General features: G+C 64.7%; 22 protein-coding genes and 1 tRNA gene. 11 read left to right on the forward strand and 12 right to left on the reverse strand.

Annotated elements, in window-relative coordinates; all coding sequences use genetic code 11:
- Window positions 1–18: 18 nt before the first annotated feature.
- Complete coding sequence (locus IEX64_RS01830) at window positions 19–621, reverse strand: CHAP domain-containing protein (protein ID WP_229710013.1); 603 nt, start codon at window positions 619–621, stop codon at window positions 19–21.
- Window positions 622–788: 167 nt separating this feature from the next.
- On the opposite strand from IEX64_RS01830, the gene der reads away from it, so the two are divergent.
- Together der and IEX64_RS01840 are read left to right on the forward strand one after the other, a co-directional pair.
- Window positions 789–2,165 (forward strand): ribosome biogenesis GTPase Der, encoded by a 1,377-nt coding sequence (der, locus tag IEX64_RS01835; protein ID WP_188817695.1) that lies wholly within the window; start codon window positions 789–791, stop codon window positions 2,163–2,165.
- 40 nt (window positions 2,166–2,205) lie between these two features.
- A complete protein-coding gene (locus tag IEX64_RS01840; RefSeq protein ID WP_308422579.1) occupies window positions 2,206–2,613 on the forward strand; it encodes a DoxX family protein in 408 nt (135 codons plus the stop codon).
- Between the two features lie 18 nt (window positions 2,614–2,631).
- On the opposite strand, the gene IEX64_RS01845 is transcribed toward IEX64_RS01840, so the two are convergent.
- Window positions 2,632–3,759, reverse strand: a complete 1,128-nt coding sequence (locus IEX64_RS01845; RefSeq protein WP_188817698.1) for an AI-2E family transporter — start codon at window positions 3,757–3,759, stop codon at window positions 2,632–2,634.
- Window positions 3,760–3,997: 238 nt separating this feature from the next.
- Here IEX64_RS01845 and IEX64_RS01850 point away from each other — a divergent pair, with 238 nt between their 5' ends.
- A complete protein-coding gene (locus IEX64_RS01850) occupies window positions 3,998–6,019 on the forward strand; it encodes an alpha/beta hydrolase family protein (protein ID WP_188818210.1) in 2,022 nt (673 codons plus the stop codon).
- Here the strand turns inward: IEX64_RS01850 and IEX64_RS01855 are convergent.
- The 5 genes from IEX64_RS01855 to IEX64_RS01875 form a co-directional block, all read right to left on the reverse strand.
- Window positions 6,009–7,064 carry an NAD(P)H-dependent flavin oxidoreductase gene (locus tag IEX64_RS01855; protein WP_188817700.1) on the reverse strand — a complete coding sequence of 352 codons (1,056 nt, stop codon included), beginning with the start codon at window positions 7,062–7,064 and terminating at the stop codon, window positions 6,009–6,011. The two genes, IEX64_RS01850 and IEX64_RS01855, sit on opposite strands and share 11 nt — an antisense overlap.
- A gap of 19 nt (window positions 7,065–7,083) precedes the next feature.
- Window positions 7,084–7,563 carry a bacterioferritin gene (bfr, locus tag IEX64_RS01860; protein ID WP_188817702.1) on the reverse strand — a complete coding sequence of 160 codons (480 nt, stop codon included), beginning with the start codon at window positions 7,561–7,563 and terminating at the stop codon, window positions 7,084–7,086.
- Window positions 7,564–7,623: 60 nt separating this feature from the next.
- Window positions 7,624–7,818, reverse strand: a complete 195-nt coding sequence (locus IEX64_RS01865; protein WP_188817704.1) for a (2Fe-2S)-binding protein — start codon at window positions 7,816–7,818, stop codon at window positions 7,624–7,626.
- A gap of 67 nt (window positions 7,819–7,885) precedes the next feature.
- The gene (locus IEX64_RS01870; protein WP_229710014.1) at window positions 7,886–9,142 is read right to left on the reverse strand and encodes a DUF418 domain-containing protein; all 1,257 of its coding nucleotides are present in this window, start codon (window positions 9,140–9,142) and stop codon (window positions 7,886–7,888) included.
- Window positions 9,143–9,156: 14 nt separating this feature from the next.
- Entirely contained in the window at window positions 9,157–10,221 is a 1,065-nt protein-coding gene (locus IEX64_RS01875; protein WP_229710015.1) for an SPOR domain-containing protein, read from the reverse strand.
- A gap of 341 nt (window positions 10,222–10,562) precedes the next feature.
- Here IEX64_RS01875 and IEX64_RS01880 point away from each other — a divergent pair, with 341 nt between their 5' ends.
- Genes IEX64_RS01880 through IEX64_RS01890 form a run of 3 tightly spaced genes read left to right on the forward strand, consistent with a single transcriptional unit; the run spans window position 10,563 to window position 13,340 of the window.
- Window positions 10,563–11,285: an AAA family ATPase gene (locus IEX64_RS01880; protein WP_188817708.1), complete on the forward strand. Its 723-nt coding sequence runs from the start codon at window positions 10,563–10,565 to the stop codon at window positions 11,283–11,285.
- A 13-nt stretch (window positions 11,286–11,298) separates the two neighbouring features.
- Window positions 11,299–11,916: a hypothetical protein gene (locus IEX64_RS01885; RefSeq protein WP_188817711.1), complete on the forward strand. Its 618-nt coding sequence runs from the start codon at window positions 11,299–11,301 to the stop codon at window positions 11,914–11,916.
- 41 nt (window positions 11,917–11,957) lie between these two features.
- On the forward strand, window positions 11,958–13,340 hold the full coding sequence (locus tag IEX64_RS01890) for an SPOR domain-containing protein (protein ID WP_229710016.1): 1,383 nt from the start codon (window positions 11,958–11,960) through the stop codon (window positions 13,338–13,340).
- 94 nt (window positions 13,341–13,434) lie between these two features.
- Here IEX64_RS01890 and IEX64_RS01895 read toward each other — a convergent pair whose 3' ends face one another.
- Window positions 13,435–14,691, reverse strand: a complete 1,257-nt coding sequence (locus IEX64_RS01895) for a dihydroorotase (protein WP_188817713.1) — start codon at window positions 14,689–14,691, stop codon at window positions 13,435–13,437.
- Window positions 14,688–15,668, reverse strand: a complete 981-nt coding sequence (locus IEX64_RS01900; RefSeq protein ID WP_188817715.1) for an aspartate carbamoyltransferase catalytic subunit — start codon at window positions 15,666–15,668, stop codon at window positions 14,688–14,690. Before IEX64_RS01900 ends, IEX64_RS01895 begins: the two co-directional genes overlap by 4 nt.
- A gap of 110 nt (window positions 15,669–15,778) precedes the next feature.
- On the opposite strand from IEX64_RS01900, the gene sppA reads away from it, so the two are divergent.
- Window positions 15,779–17,647 carry a signal peptide peptidase SppA gene (gene sppA, locus IEX64_RS01905; protein ID WP_188817717.1) on the forward strand — a complete coding sequence of 623 codons (1,869 nt, stop codon included), beginning with the start codon at window positions 15,779–15,781 and terminating at the stop codon, window positions 17,645–17,647.
- A gap of 112 nt (window positions 17,648–17,759) precedes the next feature.
- On the opposite strand, the gene IEX64_RS01910 is transcribed toward sppA, so the two are convergent.
- Entirely contained in the window at window positions 17,760–17,921 is a 162-nt protein-coding gene (locus tag IEX64_RS01910; RefSeq protein WP_188817719.1) for a hypothetical protein, read from the reverse strand.
- Between the two features lie 150 nt (window positions 17,922–18,071).
- On the opposite strand from IEX64_RS01910, the gene IEX64_RS01915 reads away from it, so the two are divergent.
- A tRNA-Leu gene (locus IEX64_RS01915) sits at window positions 18,072–18,156 on the forward strand.
- Between the two features lie 75 nt (window positions 18,157–18,231).
- Window positions 18,232–19,905: a trigger factor gene (gene tig, locus IEX64_RS01920; RefSeq protein ID WP_188817721.1), complete on the forward strand. Its 1,674-nt coding sequence runs from the start codon at window positions 18,232–18,234 to the stop codon at window positions 19,903–19,905.
- Window positions 19,906–19,976: 71 nt separating this feature from the next.
- On the opposite strand, the gene IEX64_RS01925 is transcribed toward tig, so the two are convergent.
- Window positions 19,977–21,482 carry a hypothetical protein gene (locus IEX64_RS01925; protein ID WP_188817724.1) on the reverse strand — a complete coding sequence of 502 codons (1,506 nt, stop codon included), beginning with the start codon at window positions 21,480–21,482 and terminating at the stop codon, window positions 19,977–19,979.
- Window positions 21,483–21,560: 78 nt separating this feature from the next.
- Window positions 21,561–23,045, reverse strand: coding sequence for an amidase (locus IEX64_RS01930; protein ID WP_188817726.1), 1,485 nt, complete (start codon window positions 23,043–23,045; stop codon window positions 21,561–21,563).
- A gap of 217 nt (window positions 23,046–23,262) precedes the next feature.
- Between IEX64_RS01930 and clpP the strand changes: the two genes are divergently transcribed.
- Window positions 23,263–23,931, forward strand: a complete 669-nt coding sequence (gene clpP, locus IEX64_RS01935; protein WP_188817728.1) for an ATP-dependent Clp endopeptidase proteolytic subunit ClpP — start codon at window positions 23,263–23,265, stop codon at window positions 23,929–23,931.
- Window positions 23,932–24,051: 120 nt separating this feature from the next.
- A complete protein-coding gene (gene clpX / locus IEX64_RS01940; protein WP_188817730.1) occupies window positions 24,052–25,317 on the forward strand; it encodes an ATP-dependent Clp protease ATP-binding subunit ClpX in 1,266 nt (421 codons plus the stop codon).
- Window positions 25,318–25,515 lie beyond the last annotated feature (198 nt).

Consider the following 25,515-nt stretch of genomic DNA (forward strand, 5'->3'; position numbering starts at 1 on the left):
GCGGGGTCGGGCCGTCCTTCAGTATGTCCCGGCGATGATCTCGCCGATGGGATCGCTGTGACGGCGCTTGCGCTTGGTTTTCGTCTGGGGAGGCGTGGAAACCTGCGTGAGGCGGTCGCTGCCGAGATCGGACATGCTTCCCGGCTCGGCATTGTAGATGAAGCCCGCGACCGGCCAATGGGTGGTACCCAGGTTATGGCTCGGGCCGTACCAGATGCGCACCTCGCTCCAGTCGTTGTCTGGGGAGACATCGAGCGCGGTGACGTTCCGTTCGATCTTGCCGGGATACGACCAGTTGGCGTGGCTCAGCAGAATCGTACGCGAATCGACGATCTTGCTGACCGCCGCAACGTGGCCGAGATGCGAGTTGCGGAACGGGCGGACGGCCATGACGGCGCCGACTCTGGGCGTACGCCCGCGGGCGTAACGGCCCTTGGCCTGCTTCCACCAGGTATGCGCATCGCCGTATATCTGGATGCCCGAGAGCCGGCGCGCATAGGGCACGCACTGCAGGATGCCCGACGACGTCTTGTTCGACGTGATTGCGCTACCGCCGGTGTCCTCATCGCCCGATACTATCGTGTCGATGGCCGAACTGGCTGCTGCCGGTGACAGGGCCACCGCGCAAGCTCCGAGAAAAATTGTCTTTTTGAGACTCTTCATGCCACCCGTTTTATGGCGGCTAAGTTAGTGCCATCCTGCAAAGAAAGGTTAACAACACGGCAAGCATGTGCCGTTCGGTTGCCGGATGCTTGCCAAATGGCCGAAAGATCCCCAAGCGCCTAGTCATGCTCCCTCAGGTCATCATCATCGGCCGGCCCAACGTCGGCAAGTCCACGCTATTCAACCGGCTCGTCGGCAAGCGTCTGGCGCTGGTCGACGACCAGCCCGGCGTTACGCGCGATCGCCGCTTCGGCGATGCCGAACTGCTGGGGCTGAAATTCCAGATCGTCGACACCGCTGGCTGGGAGGACGACGAGGCGGAGACGCTGCCCGGCCGGATGCGCAAGCAGACCGAAGCCGCGCTGGCCACCGCCGATGTCGCGCTCTTCGTGGTCGATGCGCGCGCAGGGGTGACGCCGCTCGACGAGGAAATTGCCAACTGGCTGCGCTCCTCACCGGTTCCGGTTATCCTGCTCGCCAACAAGGCGGAAGGCCGCGCGGGCGAGAGCGGCTTGCTTGAGGCCTATTCGCTGGGGCTCGGCGATCCGGTTGCCATTTCGGCCGAGCACGGCCAGGGCATGGGCGATTTGTTCGAGGGGCTGCTGCCATACCTCGAACCGCTGCAGCCGCCCGAAGAGGAAGAGAGCGACGAGGACTGGGAGTTCGATCCGCAGGCCGTTCTCAAGCTCGCGATCGTCGGACGACCGAATGCGGGCAAGTCCACGCTCATCAACAAGCTGCTACAGGAAGACCGTCTGCTCACCGGACCCGAGGCCGGGATTACCCGCGACTCGATCGCCATCGACTGGATCTGGACCGATCCCAAGACCGGCGACTCGCGCGATGTGCGGCTGATCGATACGGCTGGCATGCGCAAGAAGGCGCAGGTTACCGAGAAGCTGGAGCGCATGGCCGTGGCCGATGCGCGCCATGCCGTCGATTTCGCCGAAGTGGTCGTGCTGCTGCTCGATGCCACGCGCGGGCTGGAGCATCAGGACCTCAAGATCGCCTCCATGGCGCTGGAGGAAGGCCGCGCGCTGATGATCGCCATCAACAAGTGGGACGTGGCCGAGGATGCCAGCAAGCTGTTCAACGGCATCCGCGCCGCGCTCGACGAAGGGCTGGCGCAAGTGCGCGGCGTGCCGCTGCTGGCGGTTTCCGCGCGCACCGGCAAGGGGCTGGACGACATGATCGCCGCTGCCTTCTCGATCCGCGAGGCCTGGAGCCGCCGCGTACCGACCTCGGCGCTCAACCGCTGGTTCGATGATGCCCTCGCCGCCAACCCGCCGCCGGCGCCGGGCGGCAAGCGCATCAAGCTGCGCTACATCACCCAGGCCAAGACGCGCCCGCCGGGCTTCGTGCTGTTCGGCACCCGGCTCGACATGCTGCCGGAAAGCTACAAGCGCTATTTGATCAACAGCATCCGCCGCGAACTCGGCTTCGAAGCGGTGCCGATCCGGATCAACCTGCGCTCGCCCAAGAACCCGTTCAGCAAGGGTTGATGGCCCCGACGCCTTTCATCGGACGGGTCGGAGGGCGAAGGTGAATTTGCCCGAGGAGCGCGGGCGTGCGGTAGCGCTGGTGGCCTTGTGCCTCTTCTATCTGGCGGCAGGGATCATCCATCTGCTGTCGCCATCGGTGTTCGTCAGCGTGACACCGCCCTGGGTTCCCGACGCATCGCTCGTCGTGAGGGCCACGGGCCTATGCGAAATTGCCGGAGCTTTCGGTCTCCTGATCGCACGCACCCGAAAGTTGGCCGGGGTGATGCTGGCGCTCTATGCGCTTTGCGTATTTCCCGCGAACATCATGCATGCCGTGCACGATCTTTCGACCGGCACGGGGCTGGGCTGGGCGTATCACTATCCGCGTCTGTTCGTTCAGCCGCTGATTTGCTGGTGGGCACTCTGGGCCGCGGGAGTGGTCGGCGGTTCGCGTGGGAAAGATATATAAATCTTACCGCCGCACCTTCTACGAAGGATGCGCCACGGTCTCGTCGCGCGCATTCGCGGGGTCGTCCGCCTGCTCATCCAGCACGGCCAACTTGCGGTCACGTTGCTGGTTCCACACGGCCATGAACAGCGCGGCGATCACCGGACCGACGATGAAGCCGTTGAGGCCGAACAGTTCGAGCCCGGCAAGCGTTGAGATCAACACGACGAAGTCGGGCATGCGGGTGTCGCGGCCGACGAGGATGGGGCGCAGGACATTGTCCACCATGCCGATGATGAAGACGCCGCAGAACACGAGGATTGCGGCCTTGCCGACTTCTCCGGCCGCGAACAGATAGATCGCAACGGGGACCCAGATGATGCCCGATCCCACCGCCGGCAGCAGCGAAAAGAAGCCCATCAGGACGGCCCAGATCAACGCACCTTCGATGCCCAGCGCCGAGAACAGGATGCCGCCGAGCGCGCCCTGAACGACAGCGACGACCACGGTTCCGCGCATGGTCGCGCGGACCACCAGCAGGAAGTGGGCGACCAGGGAATCGCGGGTTTCCGGCTTCAGCGGCAGCGATTCGCGCACCAGCAGACCATAGCGGTCGCCGTCACGCAGGAGGAAGAAGCTGAGATAGAGCATCACGCCCAGCGCGGCGATGAAGCTTAGCGCGCCCTGACCCAGCGACAGCAGCCGCCCGGCAAGAGCCTGGAGACCGGAAGTTATGCTCGATCCGAACTCGGTCCGCACCTGCTCGAAGTCCCTGATGCCGTACTGCGCGATGAAGCGGCGCAGGCTTTCAGGCAGCGCATCCTGCAGGTTGCGCACGATTTCCGTGATGTCGATCTGGCCGGTGACGATCCGGTTGTAGATGCTGCTGGCTTCGTTGACGAGGTTAATGCCAAGCAGGATTGTCGGGATCACGAAAACCGCGATGAGCCCCAAAAGCACCAGTGACGCCGCCACGTTCTTGCGGCCTCCCAGCTTGTCCGCGAGCTTGGCCGAGAGCGGCTGGAACATGATGGCGGCGACCACGCCCCAGAGCACGGCGCCGAAGTAGGGCGCGAGCAGGTACGCAAAGGCAACGGAAATGAGGATAACGAGCGCGATGAAGCCGCCGTCTTCTACCTCGAAAGTGCGATTGGGGGGTGTTTCCATGGGCTCTCCTTAGCACGAATTTTCCGTTTGCAATCGGCCCTATCGCGCTGCTGCGTTGGTCCGACGAACGCAGCAGATGGATCGACCAACACCATGATCCGGGGTGGATTTCGCTTCGTAAACCGGCAAGACACCCTGCATCCAGAAATTTGCAGGAGTGCGATCCTTGCCCACAATCCGTTTCGTCCGTTTTGCAGCCGTGGTTCTGGCTGGAACCGCGTGTATCGCTGCGCCGGCCATGGCCTCTGCCCAGGAGGCTGCGAAGGCCGCGGGGCCTGAACGCGCTTTCACGCCCGATGATCTTTTCAAGCTGGACGGCGCGACCCATCCCGAAATCTCGCCCGATGGGTCGAAGATCGCCTACGTGCGGTCCAGCGCGGACGTGATGACTGACAAGGTCGTGCCCTCGATCTGGCTGGCCGATGCAAGCAGCGGCGCGCAGCGCCCGCTGGTGGCGGGGCCGGGTGCGCATTTCTCGCCCGCATGGTCCCCGGACGGCAAGCGGCTGGCCTATGTCTCCAGTGACGGTTCCAGTTCGCCGCAGCTCTATGTGATGTGGCTGGATAGCGGGGCCAAGGTAAAGGTTACCGAACTTCCCGACAGCCCCGGCAGCATCGCCTGGTCTCCCGATGGCAGCACCATCGCCTATACCATGCGGGTGCCGGGCGAGGGGATGAAGCTCGGCTCGCAACCGGCGGGCCGTCCCGAAGGGGCCGAATGGGCCAAGCCGCTGCAGATCATCGACCGCGTCATCTACCGCTTCGACGGCGCGGGTTATCTGCCTGCCGGTTTCGATCACATTTTCGTCGTCTCCGCCGATGGCGGCGCACCGCGACAGGTGACCTTCGGCAACTACGACGATGGCGGTCCGCTCTCGTGGAGCACGGATAGCCGCCGCATCGTGTTCAGCGCCAATCGCCATGAGGACTGGGAACGCGACATCAACAATTCCGAAGTATACAGCGTCGATGTCGCGACCAGCACGATCACGCCGCTGACCAGCCGGCAGGGGCCCGATGCCGGAGCGAAGCTCTCGCCCGACGGCAAGTACATCGCCTATGTCGGCTTCGACGACGTCAATCGCTCCTATGAGAACAACGACCTCTACCTGATGAATGCCGATGGCAGCGGCTCGCGTCTGCTGCTGCCGGATTTCGACCGGTCGATCGATGCGCTCGAATGGGCGGGCAGCAACGCGATCTACATCAAGTACGACGATCACGGCGAAACCAAGGTCGCCCGCGTCGGCCTGAACGGATCGATGAAGACCGTGGCCGAGGGGCTTACGGCGGGCACGCACTTCGATCGGCCGTACACTGGCGGCGAGTTCAGCGTCTCGGCGGCGGGCAAGGTCGCCTACACCAGGGGCTCGACTACCAAGCCGGCGGACCTGTGGGTCAACGGCAAGCGGCTGACCGACCTCAACGGCAACTGGATCGATGCCAAGGCCATGGCGCCGGTGCGAAAGCTGCCCGTCACGGCGCCCGATGGTCGCACGATCGATGCCTGGCTGGTGACACCGCCCGGGCTCAAGCCGGGCGAGAAGGCTCCGCTGATCCTGGAAATCCATGGTGGTCCCAATGCGGCCTATGGCCCGTCCTTCGCCACCGACAACCAGCTCTATGCCGCGCATGGCTACGCGGTGCTCTACACCAACCCTCGCGGCAGCACCTCCTACGGCGAGGAGTTCGCCAACCTCATCGACCGCGCCTATCCCGGCACCGACTACGACGACCTGATGGCGGCGGTCGATGCCGCGATTGCCGATGGCGTGGCCGATCCGGACAACCTGTTCGTGACAGGCGGTTCGGGCGGCGGTGTGCTGACGGCGTGGATCGTCGGCAAGACCAACCGCTTCAAGGCAGCCGCGACGCAGAAGCCGGTGATCAACTGGACCAGCGAGGCGCTGACCATGGACGCGACGCCGTTCACCTCGCGCTACTGGTTCGACAAGAAGCCGTGGGAAGATCCCATGGCGTACTGGAAGCGTTCGCCGCTCAGCCTTGTCGGTAATGTCGAGACGCCTACGCTCGTCGTGGTGGGGTCGGACGACTACCGCACGCCGGACAGCGAGTCCGAACAGTACTATGCCGCGCTGCAGATCCGCGGTGTGCCGACAGCGATGGTAAAGGTGCCCGACGCGAGCCACGGCGGCATTGCCGCGCGTCCGTCGCAGGCGGCGGCCAAGGCTTCGGCAGTGCTGGCGTGGTTCGACAAGTACCGGACCGACGGAAAGACGGACGCCGCAGCTAGCGAGTAGCGGCGAGTTCCCCGGCCAGCAGGGCGACAAGCTTTGCAGCCGGCATCGGGCGGGAGAGGGGCGCACCCTGTCCCGCCCATTGTGCGCCGAAGCCATGCTCGCCGTGTGCTTTGGCCGCCGCGTTGAGCGCCTTTCCGGCGTGATAGGCGCGCGGATAGGCCGCCACTTGCGGCAGGTCTGGGTTGTCGGCCAGAGCGGTGAAGCGGTTGGCAAGGCAGCGCGCCGGGCGACCGGATACGGCATCGACCATCACGGTACGATACGCTGCATCGCTGGCGAGCGTCTCGCGGTAAGCCGCATCGGCACTGCTTTCCGGGCAGGCGACGAAGGCCGTGCCCATCTGTGCGGCGACGGCGCCCAGATCGAGCGCGGCGCGGATTCCGGCACCGCCCATGATCCCGCCCGCTGCAATCACCGGCAGGCCTGATTGCGCGACAAGCAGCCGCGTAAGCGCGAAAGTTCCCAGCCGGGCGTCCGGTCCATCGGGATCGAAAATGCCGCGGTGCCCGCCGGCTTCCCACCCCTGCGCCACCAGCACATCGATCCCGGCATCGCGCGCCAGGTGCGCTTCGGCAAGCGAGGTCACCGTCGCGAGCAGCAGGCAACCGGCGGCCTTCAGCGCGGCTAGCGCGGCGGGTTCGGGCAGGCCGAAATGAAAGCTCACGACCGGAGGCGCCAGACCTACCAGCATTGCGAGCATCTCCGCGTTTCCCGCGAAGGTCGGATAGATTGTCTCAAGCGCTTCGGGCGGGGCCGCGCCGTATTCGGCGAAGCGCGGTGCCAGCGCCTGCAGCCACGCCGCTTCGCGCGCCGGGTCGGGCACTGGATCGGTATGGACGAACAGGTTGACGTTGAAAGGCCGGTCGGTCGCGGCGCGGACCTGCGCGATGTCGCGCGCGGCGGCTTGCGGTGTCAGCGTGCCGACAGCGATGGAGCCCAGCGCCCCGGCATTGCTGACCGCCGCGCCGAGGGCGGGTGTCGAGGTTCCCGCCATCGGCGCCTGGATCAGCGGCAGCGACAGGCCGAGGCGTTCTGCGAATTTCACGGGACGCTCGGCGAGGCGCTTACTCTTCGGCGGGCTTGCTCTGAAGCTGGCAGTAGTTTTCGAGGCCCATACGGGCGATCATGTCGAACTGCTTCTCGAGGAAATCGATGTGCTCTTCCTCGCTTTCGAGGATGCGCTCGAAGATCTCGCGGCTGACGTAGTCGCGCACCGCCTCGCAATGGGCGATGGCTTCCTTGAGCAGCGGTACGGCTTCATGCTCGAGCGCGAGGTCGCACTTGAGGATTTCTTCCACGCCTTCGCCGACCTTCAGCTTGCCGAGCGCCTGGAAGTTGGGAAGTCCGTCGAGAAACAGGATGCGATCCGCGAGGGTATCGGCATGTTTCATCTCGTCGATCGATTCGTGGCGCTCGTAGTCGGCGAGACGCTTGATCCCCCAGTTGTCCAGCATGCGGTAATGCAGCCAGTACTGGTTGATGGCGGTCAGCTCGTTGAGCAGGGCCTTGTTGAGAAAATCGATGACCTGTGGGTCGCCCTTCATCGTGCGCTACTCCTGTAACTGGGAGCGCACAGTATGCGGTCAGGGACCGGTCAATACAAGTCAGGCAGCGGCGTAAAGCGCCACGCCCGAGGCGGAATTTTCTTCCGCGATGATTTCTTCTGCCTCTTCGAGACACTGACGACACTGCGGAGCGCGACCGAGAGCGGCATAGATTGCTTCGGCATCACCCTTGCTGCGACGGGCTGCGTCGCGAAGATCGGTTTCCCGAATGGCATTGCAGATGCAGACATACATAGGCGAATCCTCTTGTCCCCAGTATAGCTAACTGCGATCCAATCGCAATAGCTTTTGAGAACGATTATCATGCGCGGTTCGTCAGCACCTTGCGCTCGATCAAGGAACGCCACAGCCATTCGAGCGGTCCGCGCCGGTACCGGCGCAGCCAGGGCTCGCTCCAGCCGAGCATGAGCGCCCAGCCGCCGAGCACGAAAAGCCATTGCATCGCAGGCCCGACGGTGCCGAACAGGCCGAGCCCCCAGCCGTAGAACAGGAAGGTCATGACGAGGCTGGTGAGGATGTAGTTGCTGAATGCCATTCGCCCTGCCGCGATCAGCCGCCGTCCAAGCGCCGTGGGCGCTAGGCGCGGGGTGGAAAGCACAAGAAGTGCCGCATAGCCGCAGCCGCTCAGCAGGTGGGGTAGCGCAAGCCCCCAGACGAGGGCGGCATGCATGGTGACCGGCGGAAAGTGACGGGGCCATGCCCAGCCCAGAAACAGGGCCGTAAGGCCAAGTCCGCCCAGCGCGCAGGCAAAGCCGACGGCTCTCAGCCGCCGCCGCGAGAGTGTCCCGGTGAAGACCCCGCGCCGGTACAGAACCATCCCCACCAGCATCAGCGGCAGCGTTTCCGAGAAACTGCCGGTGACCATCTGGAACTGCCAGAACGGGCGCTCCTGCAGTTTCACCAGCACCAGATCGAAGAAGCCATAAGTGCTTTCGCGCATTTCCTGCGCGGCCCAGCTGCGCATCGGATCGAGCCATTCGCCCAGCATGGCAAGCTGCGAAGCGGATGCGGTTCCGTGGCGCAGCGCGGTCTCGGCGCTGATGGCAGCGGACGAGTCGAGAACGCCCCAAAGATGCCAGAAGTAATAGAGCCCGAGCGCGATGATCAGCAGGGTGCGGTCGCGCAGCGGACGCAGCAGCAGGGCGCCGAGCCCGCAGACGGCATAGAGGAAAAGGATGTCCCCCCACCAGAGCAGCAGGTAATGCAGCGCGCCCAGCAGCATCAGCCAGAACAGCCGGCGCGTCTGCAGCGTATCGCCGTTGCGCCCGGCGGCTTCGGCGCGCTCCCAGAACAGGACTAGCCCGGCGCCGAACAGCAGCGAGAACAGCGCGCGCATCTTGCCTTCGAAAAACAGGAACGAGAAAGCGAAGGCGGCTTCGTCGATCGGAGAGACCGGCTGCGGCATGTTGGGTGACGTCATCGAGGCCATCGGCCCCGCGAAACCGGCGATGTTGATCGCCAGAATGCCGAGTACGGCAACGCCGCGAACGAGATCGAGCGACGCGAGGCGCTGAGCCCCGGCGGCGCTTTTTTCTCCTTCCGGTTGGGTATCAGGCAATCATGCCGCCGAGCCTAGTTCCGCACGGCAATGCAGGCATAGCCTCCGGCCGAGAGGCGCGAGCATGCGGCGTCCGCCGCAGCCTTCGAAGCGAAACCACCCGCCTGAAGCTTGGTCAGCCGGCCTGCCGGGACCAGCAGCTTGCCGTGGCCCGAGAGTTCGGGACGGCCGCGGATCTTCGCCCAGAGGGCATCGGCATTTCCGGCCACCCCGAAAGCGCCGAGCTGTACGCGCCAGGGGCCCGACGGGGACGCGGCAACCGGAGCAGGCGCTGGGGTCGGGGATGCGGCTATGGCGGCCGGGGCCGGGGCCGGTGCCGGTTTGGGCGCGGGGTGGCTGGTAACGGCGGGAAGCGTCGCCGGTCGGGCGTAGTCCGCGCCGGCGGTGGCTGGACTGTCGTTGCCTGCTACGCGGGTGGCTTCAGCAACCGCGCGGTCGGCCGAGACGACGGCGGGCGCTCTGGCGGGAGCGGCGGCAACACGCGGAGGGGCATAACCGGGCTGGGCGGCAGGTGTGCCGAGTTCCGCAGTTGCGGCCATGCGCTGGCTTGTGGCTTGCGCTTCGGTGGCCATCTGGGTGGAGAGGATCACGCTCTTCTGGCGGTCTGCCAGCGGAATGTGTTCGTCCATTTTCTGCAAGGCGCGGGAGGCCTGCGGCAACCCGGACTGCCGGGCAAGGCTGACCAGCGCATAGGCGCGGATCCAGTCCTTCTCGACCAGGTCGCCGTTGAAGTGGGCGACACCCAGAATGTATTGCGCCCGCGGATCGCCGCGTGCCGCAGAGGCCTTGATATAAGGCATGGCCTTTTCGCGCTCGCCGTCTTGAAACAGCAGCAGGCCATAGACGTCGGCTGCCTGAATGTGGCCGTTGGCTGCCGCCTGACCGTAAAGCGTCTTGGCCTTGTCGAGGTCCATCGGCACACCGCGGCCAAGCTTGTAGGCCTGGGCGAGATTGAACTGGGCGTCGGGATCGCCTTGCTTGGCCAGTGGCATCCAGTCGCGCACGGCGGTGTCGTAGTCGCCCGCACTCCAGGCATCGACTCCGGCCTTCACGTCCGCAAAGGCGGCGGTAGAAGCCATGGCGAGGGAAGCCGCAATTGCACTTGCATAGCCAAGAATCGGCAGAATTTTTTTCACGTCGATCATGCCCCCGTCTGAGCCGTCTGTCTGGCGGTATGGTAAGCGAAAAACAGTAGCCGACGCCAGCGACAAGGCGTGAAAGCTATGAACCTGCACCATTCTTTCTTGTTACCGGGAATGGTGAATTTTGCATTAGCATTGTCTGCAAAACGCCGCATTTCGCCTGCGATCTTGGGCATTTTCAGTCTCGTAACGATTAACTCAAAATTAGGAACGATCTGCGAATTTCCACCCGCAGAAAGTTTCATTTGGCCTGTTTGATTTAATTAGGGGACGTTGTTTTGCGGGTACTGGCTTTGGCATCGCAAAAAGGTGGGTCGGGCAAGACGACCCTGTCGGGCCACTTGGCTGTCCAGGCGCAGCGCGCCGGTGCCGGGCCGGTCGTCCTGATCGACATCGACCCGCAAGGCTCACTCGCCGACTGGTGGAACGAGCGCGAGGCAGAATTGCCCGCTTTCGCCCAGACCACCGTCGCACGCCTCGCCAGCGACCTTCAGGTTCTGCGCCAGCAGGGCTTCAAACTGGCGGTCATCGATACGCCGCCGGCGATTACCATGGCGATCCAGAGCGTTATCTCTGTCGCTGAACTCATCGTCGTGCCTACCCGTCCCAGCCCGCACGATCTGCGCGCCGTGGGCGCCACGGTCGATCTGTGCGAACGTTCGGGCAAGCCACTGCTCTTCGTCGTCAATGCCGCGACCCCCAAGGCGCGCATCACCGGTGAAGCCGCTGTCGCGCTGTCGCAGCACGGTACTGTCGCCCCTGTCACGCTGCACCAGCGCACCGACTTTGCCGCGTCGATGATCGACGGGCGCACGGTGATGGAAGTCGATCCCAAGGGACGCTCGGCGCAGGAAGTCACGGCGCTCTGGAATTACATCGCCGATCGCCTCGAACGGAATTTTCGCCGCACGGTGTTCTCGGTTCCCGCTGCGGGCCAGCATGTCATGCAAGGCGCGGTGCGTCCGGTCGGCGGTTTCGGCCGCCGTGTGGCCGGTTCCTGAGGAGGCTTAGACCATGGCCGAAAATCACGCTTTCGCTTCGCTCTCGCCGCGGCTGCTTGCCCGCAAGGGCGGCGCCAAGCCGGCCATGCGGCGCCAGGATGCCACCAAGTTCGTGAACGGCGGCAGTGTCGCTCCGACCGAGGATCTCGGCTGGAACGATTGGGGTCATAACCACGACCACGCCGCGCCGGATCCGGCCGACCATGAAACGGCGGCGCACGATCAGAACCAGAAAACGCAAGGCGGCGAGGTCGCAAAGCTCATAGCGACTGCTCCGAAGCGTGCCAGCACGGCAAACCGCGGCGGCGCGCGCAAGGTGGTGATCCCGACAGCACCCGCTGCCCGTGCATCCGACCTGCAGGATCGCGAGATTCCCGAAGTGCTGCGGCAGATCGAACAGATCGCCTGGCGCATCAATCGGGCCATGCCGGCCGCCGAAGCGCCCAAGCCCGAAGGCCGCCGCGCCGCATTCACGCTGCGGCTCGATGCAGAACGTCATTTCCGCCTCAAGATGGCGGGCGTCGTCCTCAATCGCAGCGCCCAGGTGCTCGTGACCGAGGCGCTCGACAAGTACCTGTCCGAAATTCCCGAAGTTGCTCAGGCTCAGCGCCCCGCCGGCACGCGGCCCTGACCCTAGCGCTTCGTAAAGAGATCCAGGGGGACCTTAGTTCGATGGAACGCTTCACTTTCAAAGCCAGGTTCGCAGGCCTTGCCGCCTGCAGTGCAATGGCAGCGGTCTTGCTCGTGGGCTGTTCGGCCCACGCGCCGCTTGCCAGCTCCGGCAGTCCCGCCATTTCCGGCGAAAGCGCCGATGCGCAGATGAGCGAGGCGATTGCCAAGGCGGAGAAGCGGGTGGCCAAGTCGCCGCAAAGCGCTTCCGCGCGCGTCGATCTCGCGCAGGCCTATCTGACCGCAGGACGTTTCGATTCGTCGGCGACGACCTTTCAGGACGCGATGAGCCTGGGTGAAAAGGACCCGCGCGTCGCTCTCGGGCTGGCCCTCAGCTACATCGGGTCGGGCCGCAATGCCGAAGCGCTTTCGCTGCTCAGTAGCCACCGCGCGGACATTCCCGTCAGCGACTTGGGGCTTGCCCTCGCGCTGGCCGGTCAGCCCGCGCAGGCGGTGGGTCTGCTTTCCGATGCGGTGCGCAGCGGTAACGACAATCCCAAGACCCGTCAGAACCTTGCCTATGCCTACGCGCTCAACGGCCGCTGGGCCGAAGCGCGCGTGGTTGCCTCGCAGGATGTGCCGGCAGACCAGATCGATGCCCGCATGAGCGAATGGGCCGCCAGCGCGCGTCCGGAGCAGTTCCAGGTTCGTGTGGCCGGTCTGCTTGGCGCTCCCGTGCGTGCCGACTCGGGCCAGCCCGCTGCGCTCGCGCTGAACGGTGCAGCCAGGGACGATACGCCGCGCATGGCTGTTGCCGACCTTCCCGTACCGACGCCGATCGCGCCGGTTCAGGCTCCGGAGCCCGCCACAGCCGAACTGCCGCCGGTCGCGACTCGCGAACTGGCCGCCGCCACCGAGGGTGATTTCCAGCAGGCTTTCAAGGCCGAGCCGGCGTCAGCCCCCGCATCCGCGCCGGTATCGCTTGCCACCAACGCCGCGGAAGTTGCCAAGGAAGCACCTGTTGCGCTGGCTTCGCGCAGCATCGAGAATCCGAAGGCGGTACCGGTTCGCAAGTTCGTTTCGCAGCCGACGGTCCAGTCGGTCAGCGCGACGCACAGCGCTTATGTCGATGCGCCGAAGTCTGCCACGCATCTGGTGCAGCTTGGTTCCTTCAGCACTCTGGAAGGCGCAAAGCGCGCCTGGGGCATCTTCGTGGCCCGCAATCCCAAGCTCAAGGATCACACTATGCGGATTACCGAGGCCGACGTTCGCGGCCGCCGGTACTATCGCGTCGCGGCTGAAGGTTTCGATCGCGGTACCGCGCGCAACCTCTGCTCCAGTGTCCGCGAGCGCGGCGGCGGCTGCTTCGCCTACGCCAAGACGCACACGCTTCCCGGCACCATCCCGGGCAAGTCCACGAGCGGGGCGATGCTGGCAAGCCTCTGAATTCAAAAAGTTCCCATGTGAAACCTTGCAGGCCTCCGTCCTTCGGGACGGGGGCCTTCTTTTGCATGGGGCCGGTTCTAATTGAGGGCGGGGCTCAGGCGGGCTTGGTCTTCTTCGTGCGCACCGTGACACCGCCCTTGAACAGGGCCAGCACCCGGCCCTGAACCGGCTGCTTGTCGAACGGCGTATTGCCCGCGCTGGCGGCCATCTTGTCCGAATCGACAATCCATGGGCGGTCCGGATCGACCACCGCAATATCCGCCTCCGCACCGACTGCGAGCCGTCCGGCATCCACGCCCAGCAGCTTCGCCGGATTGGCGGCAAGCAGGTCGAAGGCGCGTCCCATGTCGATCACGCCGTCGCGCACGAGATTAAGCGTGAGCGGCAGCAGCGTTTCGGCGCCAGCCATGCCGGGGGCCGAATCGGTAAAGGGCAAGCGCTTGTCTTCCGGGCCGCGCGGATCGTGGCTTGAGGTGATGACGTCGATCGTGCCGTCGCCGACCGCGGCGATCACGGCCTGACGGTCCGCCTCGGAGCGCAGCGGCGGGGAGAGGTGGGCGAAAGTGCGGAATTCGGCCATCGCGAGGTCCGACAGCATGAAATAGGCGGGCGAGACGCCGGCGGTGACTTTCACGCCGCGCTGCTTCGCCCCGCGGACCAGATCGAGCCCGGCGGCGGTCGTGACCTTGCGGAAGTGGATGGCCGCACCGGCCAGTTCGGCCAGCGCGATGTCGCGGGCAATCGCCAGCGCCTCGGCCTCGGACGGGGCGCTCGGCAGGCCCAGACGGGTCGCCATTTCGCCGGCGGTGGCCACCGCGTTGCCGGTGATCCCGGCATCTTCGGCATGCGCGATCACCACCATGCCAAGCATCCCGGCATATTGCAGCAGTCGCAGCATCGTGCCCGAATCGCCGATCCATTGGCGCCCGGTCGCCACGGCGAGGGCCCCGGCCTCGCGCATCAGCGCGATTTCCGCGAGCGACTCGCCGCCCAGATCCTTGGTCGCTGCCGCAAGCGGGTGGACCCAGAAGTCCGGCTTGCCCGACTGCGCGGCGAAACGGACTCGCGCCGGCACGTCGAGAGGCGGGTTCTGATCCGGCATGACCGCGGCGCGGGTGATGCCGCCGAAGTGGAAGGCCGGTTTGTCGATCTCGAACACGCCGATGTCGACGAGGCCGGGCGTGACCAGCTTGCCGGCGGCATCGTGGACCGTATCGCCGGGTTGCGCCGCGACGTCAGGCCCGACGGCGGTGATGAAGCCGCCTTCGCAGCGGAGCGCGCCGGTTTCGATCGTGCCGCCGGGAAGCAGCAGGCGGCCGTTTGCGATGGTGAGGGGGGCGTGCGAGCTCATGACCAGCCCTCCAGCTTGCGAGCCCTTCGGGTCAGCACGTCGAGGCAGGCCATGCGCAGCGCGACGCCCATTTCCACCTGCGTGGTGATCTGCGAGCGACCGACCAGATCGGCAACGTCGCTTTCGATCTCGACCCCGCGGTTCATCGGGCCGGGGTGCATTACGAGGGCATCGGGTTCCGCCTTTTCAAGCCGCTCCAGCGAGAGGCCGTAGAGGTGACGGTATTCGCGCGGGGAGGGGATGAACTGGCCCTGCATACGCTCCATCTGCAGGCGCAGCATCATCACCACGTCCGCGCCCTTCAGCGCCGCGTCGAAATCATGGAACACCTGCACGTTCATCCGCTCGATGTCCGTCGGCATCAGCGCGGGCGGGGCGCAGACGCGCACTTCGGCGCCGAGCGAGGAAAGGCACAGAATGTTCGAGCGGGCTACGCGGCTGTGCAGGATATCGCCGCAGATCGTCACGCGCAGCCCGTTGAACACGCGCTTGGCGTGGCGGATCGTGAGGGCATCGAGCAGCGCCTGGGTCGGGTGTTCGTGCTGTCCGTCACCGGCGTTGAGCACCGGGCAATCGACCTTGTCGGCGATCAGCTGCACCGCGCCTGAGCTGGCATGGCGAATGACGATGGCGTCGGCGCGCATGGCGTTGAGCGTCATCGCCGTATCGATCAGCGTCTCGCCCTTCTTCACGCTTGAAGTCGCGACCGCCATGTTGACCACGTCGGCGCCGAGACGCTTGCCGGCGATCTCGAAGCTCAGCAGCGTGCGGGTCGAGTTTTCGAAGAAGGCGTTGATGATCGTCAGGCCGGAGAGCACTTCGCGGCGCTTCTGGGCATTGCGGTTGAGCTCTACCCACTGTTCCGCCTCGTCGAGCAGGAACCAGATTTCGTGGGGCGCAAGCCCGGCGATCCCTACAAGGCTGCGATGCGGGAAGGCGGCGCCGCCTTCCGGATAGATGTATTCCGGAGATGTCATTGAAGACGATGCCTTAGGCATGCCTGCCCCCCGGCTCAAGCCAATTCGCGCAGCGCCTTTCAACCGGGCACCGCTATGGCTATCTAGCAGCTCGAAAGGCAGGTGTATTCATGAAGTTCGCGAGCAAGATCTGGAAGCTGCTGGTCGGCATCAAGGATGCGCTGGCGCTGGCGTTTCTGATCCTGTTCTTCGGCGTGATATATGCCGTGCTCACGGCCCGGCCCACGGCGGGGCATGTCGAGAAAGGCGCGCTTCTGCTCGACCTGAACGGCGTGATCGTCGAGGAAAAGAGCGAGGTCGATCCGCTGAGCATGCTTCTTGCGAGCGAAGCACCGACGCGTGAATACCAGGCCCGCGACATCGAGCGCGCGCTGCACCTTGCCGCCAAGGACGACCGGATCAAGGTTGTCGTCCTCGACCTGTCGCGCTTCATGGGCGGGCGCTTCGTACACCTGAGCGAGATAGGCCGGGCCATGGACGAGGTGCGCAAGGCCGGAAAGCCGATCCTGACATTCGCCAATGTCTATGTGGACGACTCCGTTCAGCTTGCAGCACATGCCAGCGAAGTCTGGATGGATCCAATGGGCGAAGCGCTGGTGATGGGGCCAGGCGGTGAAACGCAGTACTTCAAGGGACTGATCGACCGCTTCAACGTCAACGCGCACGTCTACCGTGTCGGGACCTACAAGAGCTTTGTCGAGCCTTACATGCGCAAGGACATGTCGCCCGAGGCGCGCGAAGATTACCGCGACATCTACGGCGCGCTCTGGAGTGCGTGGCAGGCTGATGTGAAAAAGGCCCGCCCCAAGGCGCAGATCGACAAACTGGCTGCTGATCCGCTTGCCGCGATCAAGTCTGCCGGTGGGGACTTCGCACAGGCGGCCAAGGCTGTCGGTCTCGTCGACAAGCTGGGCGACAAGACCGAATTCGACAAGCACGTGGCCAAACTGGCGGGCGCCTCGAGCGATGGCGATCTGCCTTATGCCCATACGGGCCTTGCGACATGGCTGAAGGCCAATCCGCCCAAGACCCCCGGCAAGGGAGTCGCCGTGGTGACCGTGGCCGGTAACATCGTCGATGGCGATGCCGGGCCGGGCGAAGCCGGCGGCGACCGTATTGCCGGCCTGCTCGATGACAATATCGATGAGGGATACAAGGCGCTGGTAGTGCGAGTCGATTCGCCCGGCGGGTCGGCAACCGCCGCCGAACGCATCCGCCGTGCGGTGCAGCGCTGGCGCGACGCCAAGATTCCTGTGGTGATCTCGATGGGCAACATGGCTGCGAGCGGTGGCTACTGGGTCTCCACGGCGGGTCAGCGAATCTTTGCCGAGCCCGCCACGATTACCGGCTCGATCGGGGTCTTTGCTGTGATCCCCAGTTTCGAGAAGACGCTGGCCGACTTCGGCGTGACCAGCGACGGGGTGCGCACGACGCCGCTTTCGGGCCAGCCGGACATTCTCGGTGGCTTCACGCCGGAGCTGAACGACCTGCTCCAGTCCACGGTCGAGGACGCTTATGGCAAGTTCATCAATCTGGTCGCCAAGGCCCGCGAGCGGACGCCCGAGCAGATCGATGCGATCGCGCAGGGCCGCGTGTGGGCCGGCGCGGAAGCGCAGAAGATCGGACTGGTCGACCAGATGGGCGATCTCGATACGGCGCTCGCCTATGCGGCGAAGCTGGGCGGACTGGGCAATGCCAAGTGGCATCCCGTGTTCCTGCACGAAAAGCCCGATGCCTTCTCCAGCTTCCTTCAGGGGCTGGAAGCCGAGCCGCAGGATAATGCCGTCGCTCACGATTTCGCGGCAATGATCGCCATGCGTCAGCAGGCGAAGGCGGGCAGGGCGCTGGAACAGCTGGATGGATTGCTGGGCGCGCGCGGCGTGCAGGCCTATTGCATGGAATGTCCGCCGCTGCCGGGCGCCAGGGTGAAGAGTGGGGATCTGACCTTGGTTCAGGCTCTGGCGCGGTTCGTTAAGTAGGTAGGTTCACCATAGCCGGTCATCCCAGCGCAGGCTGGGATCGCTCTCGACCGTGCGCCGGGCGGCAAGCGGTCCCAGCCTGCGCTGGGACGACATTGGTAGCGAGAGGGCATCAATCCGGCGGTGGCATTTCCACCGGCGCTTCGTCCGGCTGGTCGAAGTCGGGCATGTCGGGCTGCGTTTCGGGCGGGGTCGCCGGTTCGCCGGGCTCGCCGGGCTGAACGGGCACTTCGGCAGGCGAGCCGCCGGGGTTGTCATCGGGCTGGGTGGCCATGTTAACCTCTCGTGTAGAGCTTTGACTTCTACGTGGGCCCAATCCCGCCGTCCCGCAAGGGGGCATGAAAGCGTGTGTAACGTCGCGGCGCTTGCCCTTTTCCGCGTGACATTCTAAGGGCCCGTCCCTTGAGTTTCAGGCTTCTTCCATGCGGGCGTGGCGGAACTGGTAGACGCGCTGGTTTTAGGTACCAGTATCGAAAGATGTGGGGGTTCGAGTCCCTTCGCCCGCACCAGTCCGCCGCCTGTGGGAGGGGGAGCCAAGAAAATCGGCCGAAAAGGCCCCGAGAATTGCACAGGAAGGCATCGAAATGCAGATCGTCGAAACCACCAATGAGGGCCTGAAGCGCGCCTACACGGTGACCATTCCCGCCCAGACCATTACCGACCGCGTCGAGGGCGAGATCAAGAAGATTGCACCGCAGGTGCGCATGCCCGGCTTCCGCCCCGGCAAGGTGCCCGCGAACCTCGTCAAGAAGATGCACGGTGACGCGATCCATCAGGATGCGCTGAACACCACGATCCGCGAAGCGATGGACAAGCTGGTTGCCGACAAGGCGCTGCGCCCGGCGATGAATCCCGACGTCTCGCTCGGCGAAGGCTACGAGCAGGGCAAGGATGCCGAGCTGACCGTCAGCCTAGAAGTGCTGCCGCAAATCGAGGCTCCCTCGACCGAGGGCCTCAAGCTCGAGAAGCTCATCGTCGCCGTTGCTGACGAGCAGATCGAGGAAGGCCTGGAGCGCATCGCCTCGCAGCAGCAGCGTTTCGAGACCAAGGACGGCGCGGCCGAAGACGGCGACCAGGTGATCTGCGACTTCACCGGCAAGCTCGACGGCGTCGAGTTCGAAGGCGGCAAGGCCGAGAAGCAGCCGATCGTAATCGGTTCGGGCAACCTGATCCCGGGCTTCGAAGAGCAGCTCGTCGGCATCAAGGCCGGTGACGAGCGCACTATCACCGTGACCTTCCCCGAGGACTACCAGGCCGCGCATCTCGCCGGCAAGGAAACGACCTTCGACATCGTCGCGCACGAAGTGAAGGCGCCCGCCGAGAGCAAGATCGACGACGATTTCGCCAAGGAACTGGGTCTCGAGAGCCTGGAACAGCTCCGCGGTCTGCTCAAGGGCCAGCTCGAGCAGGAAACTGCCGGCATGACCCGCACCGCCATGAAGCGCTCGCTGCTGGACCAGCTTGCCGCCGGCCACGATTTCGACGTGCCGCCGACGATGGTCGAAGCCGAATTCTCGCAGATCTGGCAGCAGCTCACCCACGAAGCCAGCCACGAGGAAGATCCCGAGGCGGCGATGAAGGAAATCGAGGCCGAGAAGGACGACTACCGCAAGATCGCCGAGCGCCGCGTGCGCCTCGGCCTGCTCCTGTCGGAAATCGGCCAGGCCAACGGCGTGGAAGTAAGCCAGCAGGAAATGTCGATGCTGGTCTCGCAGGCCGCGCAGCAGTACCGCCCCGAAGACCGCCAGCGCTTCATGGAATACGTCGCCAACGATCCGATGATGGCCGCCCAGCTGCGCGCGCCGCTCTATGAGGACAAGGTAGTCGACTTCCTTATCGAGCAGGCCGAAGTCACCGAGCGCGAAGTGACCCGCGACGAGCTGCAGGCTGCGATCGAGGCCGACACCGACGGCGAGACCGCCGAGGCCAAGAAGCCGGCAGCGAAGAAGCCTGCCGCGAAGAAGGCGCCGGCCAAGAAGGCTGACGCCGACAAGGCCGAGGACGGCGAGGCCGAGACTAAGCCTGCCGCCAAGAAGGCTCCGGCGAAGAAGGCCCCCGCCAAGAAGGCCGAAGACGCTGACGATGCTGCCGTGGAAAAGCCGGCAGCGAAGAAGCCTGCGGCCAAGAAGGCCCCGGCCAAGAAGCCTGCCGCCAAGAAGGCCGAGGCGGCTGAGGAAGGCGAGGCCAAGCCCGCCGCCAAGAAGCCTGCTGCGAAGAAGGCTCCGGCCAAGAAGGCAGCTGCCAAGACCGAAGACTGATCCCTACCGGATACGGTCCTACAGCAAGGGCCCGGGGCGCCGAGCGCTCCGGGTCTTTCTGATTCCGGCTGTCAGCGCGTCTCCGGCAACGGGCGGTCGCTGGCGACCCAGCCCACACCCACGCGGTAAAGCGTGACCGTTGCGACCGGAAATCCGCTCTCGCGCAGGTGCCGTGCAATCGCATCGGCGTCGAAGCGGCGCTGCGTTTCGTGCTCGGCCCAGAAAAGGTTTGGGCAAGTGCCCGACAGTTCGCGCGAGGTGGCAGGCGCGATGCGAAAGCCGAGCTGGTCTGCCACCCGATGATAGGCCCAAGGTGCCACCTGGCGGTTGTCCGCTGGCGACATGGCCATCACGTCCGCGTTCCAGAAGGCATCGGTGTGGACCGTGGTGTCCGGGCAGGCGGCAACGGTGCGGGCAATGAGCCGGCCAGTGCCCAGCCAGCTGTTGCGCACCGCGATGGTCTGCGCATTGCGCATGAGCGCAAAGCCGGTCCAGATGAGCGCGGCGATCAGAAGAAGCACTTCGATCCGTCCGGACACGGCGGCCAAGAGCCGCGCGCAGGCGGCGGCCAGGAAGAAGGCCAGCGCACCGCCCATGACCACGAGGTACTTTTCGATAAGGATAGGCCGGACGAGATGAATGCCCGCGAGCACGGCTAGTCCGAGAACGATTCCGACGCCGGTCAACAGGCAGACGCTCAGGAGGTTGGGAAGGGCGCGTTCGCGCAAGGCATCGCGGATCAGCAGCAGGCTGCCGGCGGCACTGCCAAGCAGGATCGGCAGGTTTGCTTCCAGAGTACGAAGCGACAGATACAGTGCCGCATGCCCAGCTGCAGGAAGACCGGCTTCGATCCAGAACACCTGCGTGTTGCGTGTCCAGTAGGGAAGCTGGAAGGCCGTCACCGCCAGAAACAGCGTTCCCGCCGCGATGGGTGCGGGAAGGAGCGCTCGCAGCCGCGCGCGGTCGCGCCGAAGCAAGGCAGTGGCAATGAACGGAACCAGCAGAAAGCCCGAAAACAGCGTTGTTATGATGTGCGTATTGAAGGCGACCAAGACCGTGGCAGCATAGACGGCTTGCCGCCCGCGTCCGCCTTGTGTCGGCGCCATCCAGATGCTTGCCAGCGTAAGCGACAGCAGCGCACCTGCGCATAGCGAGATGAAGTAGGAGCGCAGTTCGCTGCCCGCGTGAAGCGTCCACTCGTTGCTCGCCAGTAGCAGCACCAGCAATCCCGCTGCACCGCGAAGGCGCGGCTCGCCCCGGGCGATGATCCAGCCACCTGTCGCCGTGACCGCAGCCACCGCAATGTTGACCAGACGGTGATGTGCGATGTCTCCGGTCCAGGCCGTGGCCCGCATCAGCATGTAGAAGAAGGGCGGGTGGTTGTCCGCCAGCCAGCTTGTCCGGAGGGCCTCGATCCAGCCCCGATCGGGGCGGGTGACGTACTGGGTGTAGAACTCGTCGTACCACGGCCCGCGTGTTAGCGATGTCCACACCAGTGCCGCAGCGAGCCCCAGCAGCGCCACCGCCACGACGGCGCCACGCGGTGCGCTACGGGCGGTGTCCTCCTGGCTGGCCATTACGTGCTCCTGATCGGTCCGTCCGCCGCGTTAGGCGCAGCAGGCAAAGATTCCGTGAAGCCGGCGGGGCGCTGGAGCCTACTCGTGCCAGTTGCGGAAGGACGGCTGGGCAAGTTCGGCACTACGGGCGCGTTCGTAGGCGGCGCCGATGCGCAGGACTTTCGCGTCCTCCCACTGGCCCGCCATGAACGACAGGCCCACCGGCAGGCGCTCCACCTGGCCCATCGGCACGGTAAGATGCGGATAGCCTGCGATGGCCGCCAGCGATCCCGCGCCGATACCCATGAAATGGTCGCCGTTGACGAGATCGATGGGCCACGCCGGGCCCGTCGTCGGCGCAATCAGCACATCGACGTCGTTCTCGCGCATCAGCTTGTCGATACCGTCGGACCTCGCCAGTCTGAGAGAGTTCTCGCGGGCCTTTTCGTATGCCTCGGCGTCGGTCGCTTCCAGCGCTTCCTTGAAGGTTTCCTGCCCGTACCAGCGCAGCTCCTCGGCCGCGTGGGCCTCGTCGAAAGTGATCAGGCCGGCAAGGTCGCGGGCAGGGGGATCGCCGGGCAGGCTGGCGAGATAGGCGTTGATGCCTTCGCGGAACTCGTAGAGCAGCACGGTGTACTCGTCGCGGCCCATGGCCGGGTCGCGCTCATAGTCGATCTCGACGATCTCCGCACGGGCGCGCTTCATGTCGGCAATGGCCCGGTCGAACAGCGAAAGAACGCCCGGCAGGTTGCCTGCCTGCTTGCGCAAGACGCCGATGCGCACGCCTTTCAGGCTCGCCTGGGCGAGACCCTGCGTGAAATCGACCAGATGCTCGTCTGCTTCCGCCGTGGCCGGGTCCGCCGGATCGCTTCCCGCCATGGCATTGAGCAGCAGCGCGGCGTCGGCAACGCTGGTGGCCATCGGGCCCGCCGTATCCTGGCTCGCGCTGATGGGAATGATGTGCGTGCGGCTGACGAGCCCGACCGTGGGCTTGAAACCGACCACGCCGTTGACCGAGGCCGGACAGGTGATCGAACCGTCGGTTTCAGTGCCGATGGCCGCCCAGGCGAACCCGGCGGCGACAGCCGCGCCGCTTCCCGCCGAGGAGCCGCAGGGGCTGCGGTCTATGGCATAGGGGTTGCGCGTCTGCCCGCCCACGCCGCTCCAGCCGCTGGAGGAGCGGTCGCCGCGGAAGTTGGCCCATTCCGACAGGTTGGTCTTGCCCAGGATGATCGCGCCTGCCTTGCGCAGCCCCGCCACCAGCGGCGCATCGCGCCCGGTCTCATTGTCCCTGAGCGCGAGGCTGCCCGCAGTCGTGGGCATGTCGCGGGTTTCGATGTTGTCCTTGATCAGGACCGAATGGCCGGCGAGCGGGGCACTCATGCCCGCTTCGAACGCTGCTGTTGCATCGCCCGCATCGGGATCGATTGCAATCACGGCATTGAGGCGCGGCCCCACGTCGTCGATGGCCTCTATGCGCTTGAGATAAGTCTCGGGGCTTTCCTGTGCTGTAGCGGGAAAACCCGGTAGTGCCGCCAGTAGCGCGGATGCCAGGGACAGCAGTTTGACTCGCGGAAAACCCATAAACGCCCCTTGTTCCTTTTGCAGCCCACGGGATGAAACTGCGCGCTCGGGATCGCGACTGCAACAGGATAAAACCGGCGGCGGTGCCCGATCCAGCCCGATTTTCGCAGCAAAAGCGGCGAATTGTCTCAAACGCGACAACGATTGAAGGGTTAATCCCCTTGAACATCGATGACGGGCGCGCGACATAGGCGGTCCCATTCAGAAGAGGACTCTCATGCTCGACCTGTTTGGCGCCTCGGGCGCCCAAGGAAAGTTCACCACCGATCCCGTGACTGGCGCCCTGGTGCCGATGGTTGTCGAGCAGACCAGCCGCGGCGAGCGCAGCTTCGACATCTATTCGCGCCTCCTGCGCGAGCGCATCGTGTTCATCACCGGCCAGGTGGAAGACCACATGGCCTCGCTGATCGTGGCGCAGTTGCTGTTCCTGGAATCGGAGAATCCTTCGAAGGACATCTCGATGTACATCAATTCGCCGGGTGGCGTCGTCACGGCGGGCATGGCGATCCACGACACCATGCAGTACATCAAGCCGCGCGTTTCTACCGTTTGCATCGGTCAGGCTGCCTCGATGGGCAGCTTCCTGTTGGCCGCCGGCGAGCCGGGCATGCGCATTGCGCTGCCGAACGCGCGCATCATGGTCCATCAGCCGTCGGGCGGCGCCCAGGGCATGGCATCCGATATCGAGATTCAGGCGCGTGAAATCCTGCGCATGCGCAAGCGCCTCAACGATCTTTACGTGAAGTACACCGGCAAGACGCTCGACGAGATCGAGAAGGCCATGGATCGGGATACCTTCCTCGAGGCCGAGGAAGCGCTGTCTTTCGGCTTGGTCGACAAGGTCTTCGAGACGCGTCCTGATGCCGACAAGTCGGCAGAGGGCTGACTTTTTGGCCACTGATATCTATCTTCAGTCTGTGGCAAGCATTTTTGCCTAGGATTGATAAATCGCCCCCTGCCAGAGTAGACTGTGCGAGTCGCCTCAGTGGGGGGCCCAAGACGGAAAATGACGAAATTGAGCGGATCTGACGCGAAAAGCACCCTGTACTGCAGTTTCTGCGGCAAGTCGCAGCACGAAGTGCGCAAGCTGATCGCGGGCCCTACGGTTTTCATCTGCGATGAGTGTGTCGAGCTGTGCAACGACATCATTCGTGAGGAAACCAAGGCTGGCATCGCGGGCAAGAAGGACGGCGGCGTGCCGTCTCCCCGCGAAATCTGCGAGACGCTGAACGACTACGTGATCGGCCAGCAACGCGCCAAGCGCGTGCTGTCGGTGGCTGTCCACAACCACTATAAGCGGCTGAAGCACGCGGGCAAGCAGGGCGAGGTCGAACTGTCGAAGTCGAACATCCTGCTGGTCGGGCCGACCGGCTGCGGCAAGACGCTGCTGGCCCAGACGCTGGCCAAGACGTTCGATGTGCCCTTCACCATGGCCGACGCAACCACGCTGACCGAAGCGGGCTACGTGGGAGAGGATGTGGAGAACATCATCCTCAAGCTGCTTCAGGCTTCCGACTACAATGTCGAGAAGGCGCAGCACGGCATCGTCTACATCGACGAGATCGACAAGATCAGCCGCAAGGCCGAGAACCCGTCGATCACGCGCGACGTTTCGGGTGAAGGCGTGCAGCAGGCGCTGCTCAAGCTGATGGAAGGCACCACGGCTTCGGTACCGCCGCAGGGCGGGCGCAAGCACCCGCAGCAGGAATTCCTGCAGGTGGACACGACCAACATCCTGTTCATCTGCGGCGGCGCCTTCGCCGGCCTCGAAAAGATCATCGCCGACCGTCTGCAGAAGCGCTCGATCGGTTTCGGCGCGCATGTCGCCGATCCGGACAAGCGCCGTGTCGGTGAACTGCTCCAGAAGGCCGAGCCGGAAGACCTTCTCAAGTTCGGTCTCATCCCCGAATTCGTCGGTCGTCTGCCGGTGATCGCGACGCTGGAAGATCTCGACATCGCCGCACTGGTTATGATCCTGCGCGAGCCGAAGAACGCGCTGATCAAGCAGTACGCCAAGCTCTTCGATCTTGAGGACGTGGAACTGACGTTCACCGACGATGCGCTCGAGGCGATTGCCCAGAAGGCGATCGACCGCAAGACCGGCGCTCGTGGTCTTCGCTCCATTGTGGAGGGCCTCCTGCTTGACACCATGTTCGACTTGCCGACCGAGAGCGATATTGCTGAAGTCGTAGTCGATGCAGACGTGGTGGCTGGCCGCAAGGAGCCTGTTCGCGTGCTGAAGGGCGACAAGACGGAGACGGCTGCGGCCTGATCTGCCTGATTTTGTAGAGACAAAAAAAGGGCTGCTTGCACCTCGTGTAGGCAGCCCTTGCTCTTTGTCGGTTCATGCGGATGGGCATGGACTTGTTCGGGTATAAGCCTAGAGGTCGTACATCCCCCTGTGTTGTCACGCCTTGCGTTTCAGCCCCCTGTAATCGGAGCTACGCATGGAACGTGTTCACCAAGTCTA

The sequence above is a fragment of the Novosphingobium indicum genome (genome assembly GCF_014645195.1).
Classification (GTDB): Bacteria; Pseudomonadota; Alphaproteobacteria; order Sphingomonadales; family Sphingomonadaceae; genus Novosphingobium; species Novosphingobium indicum.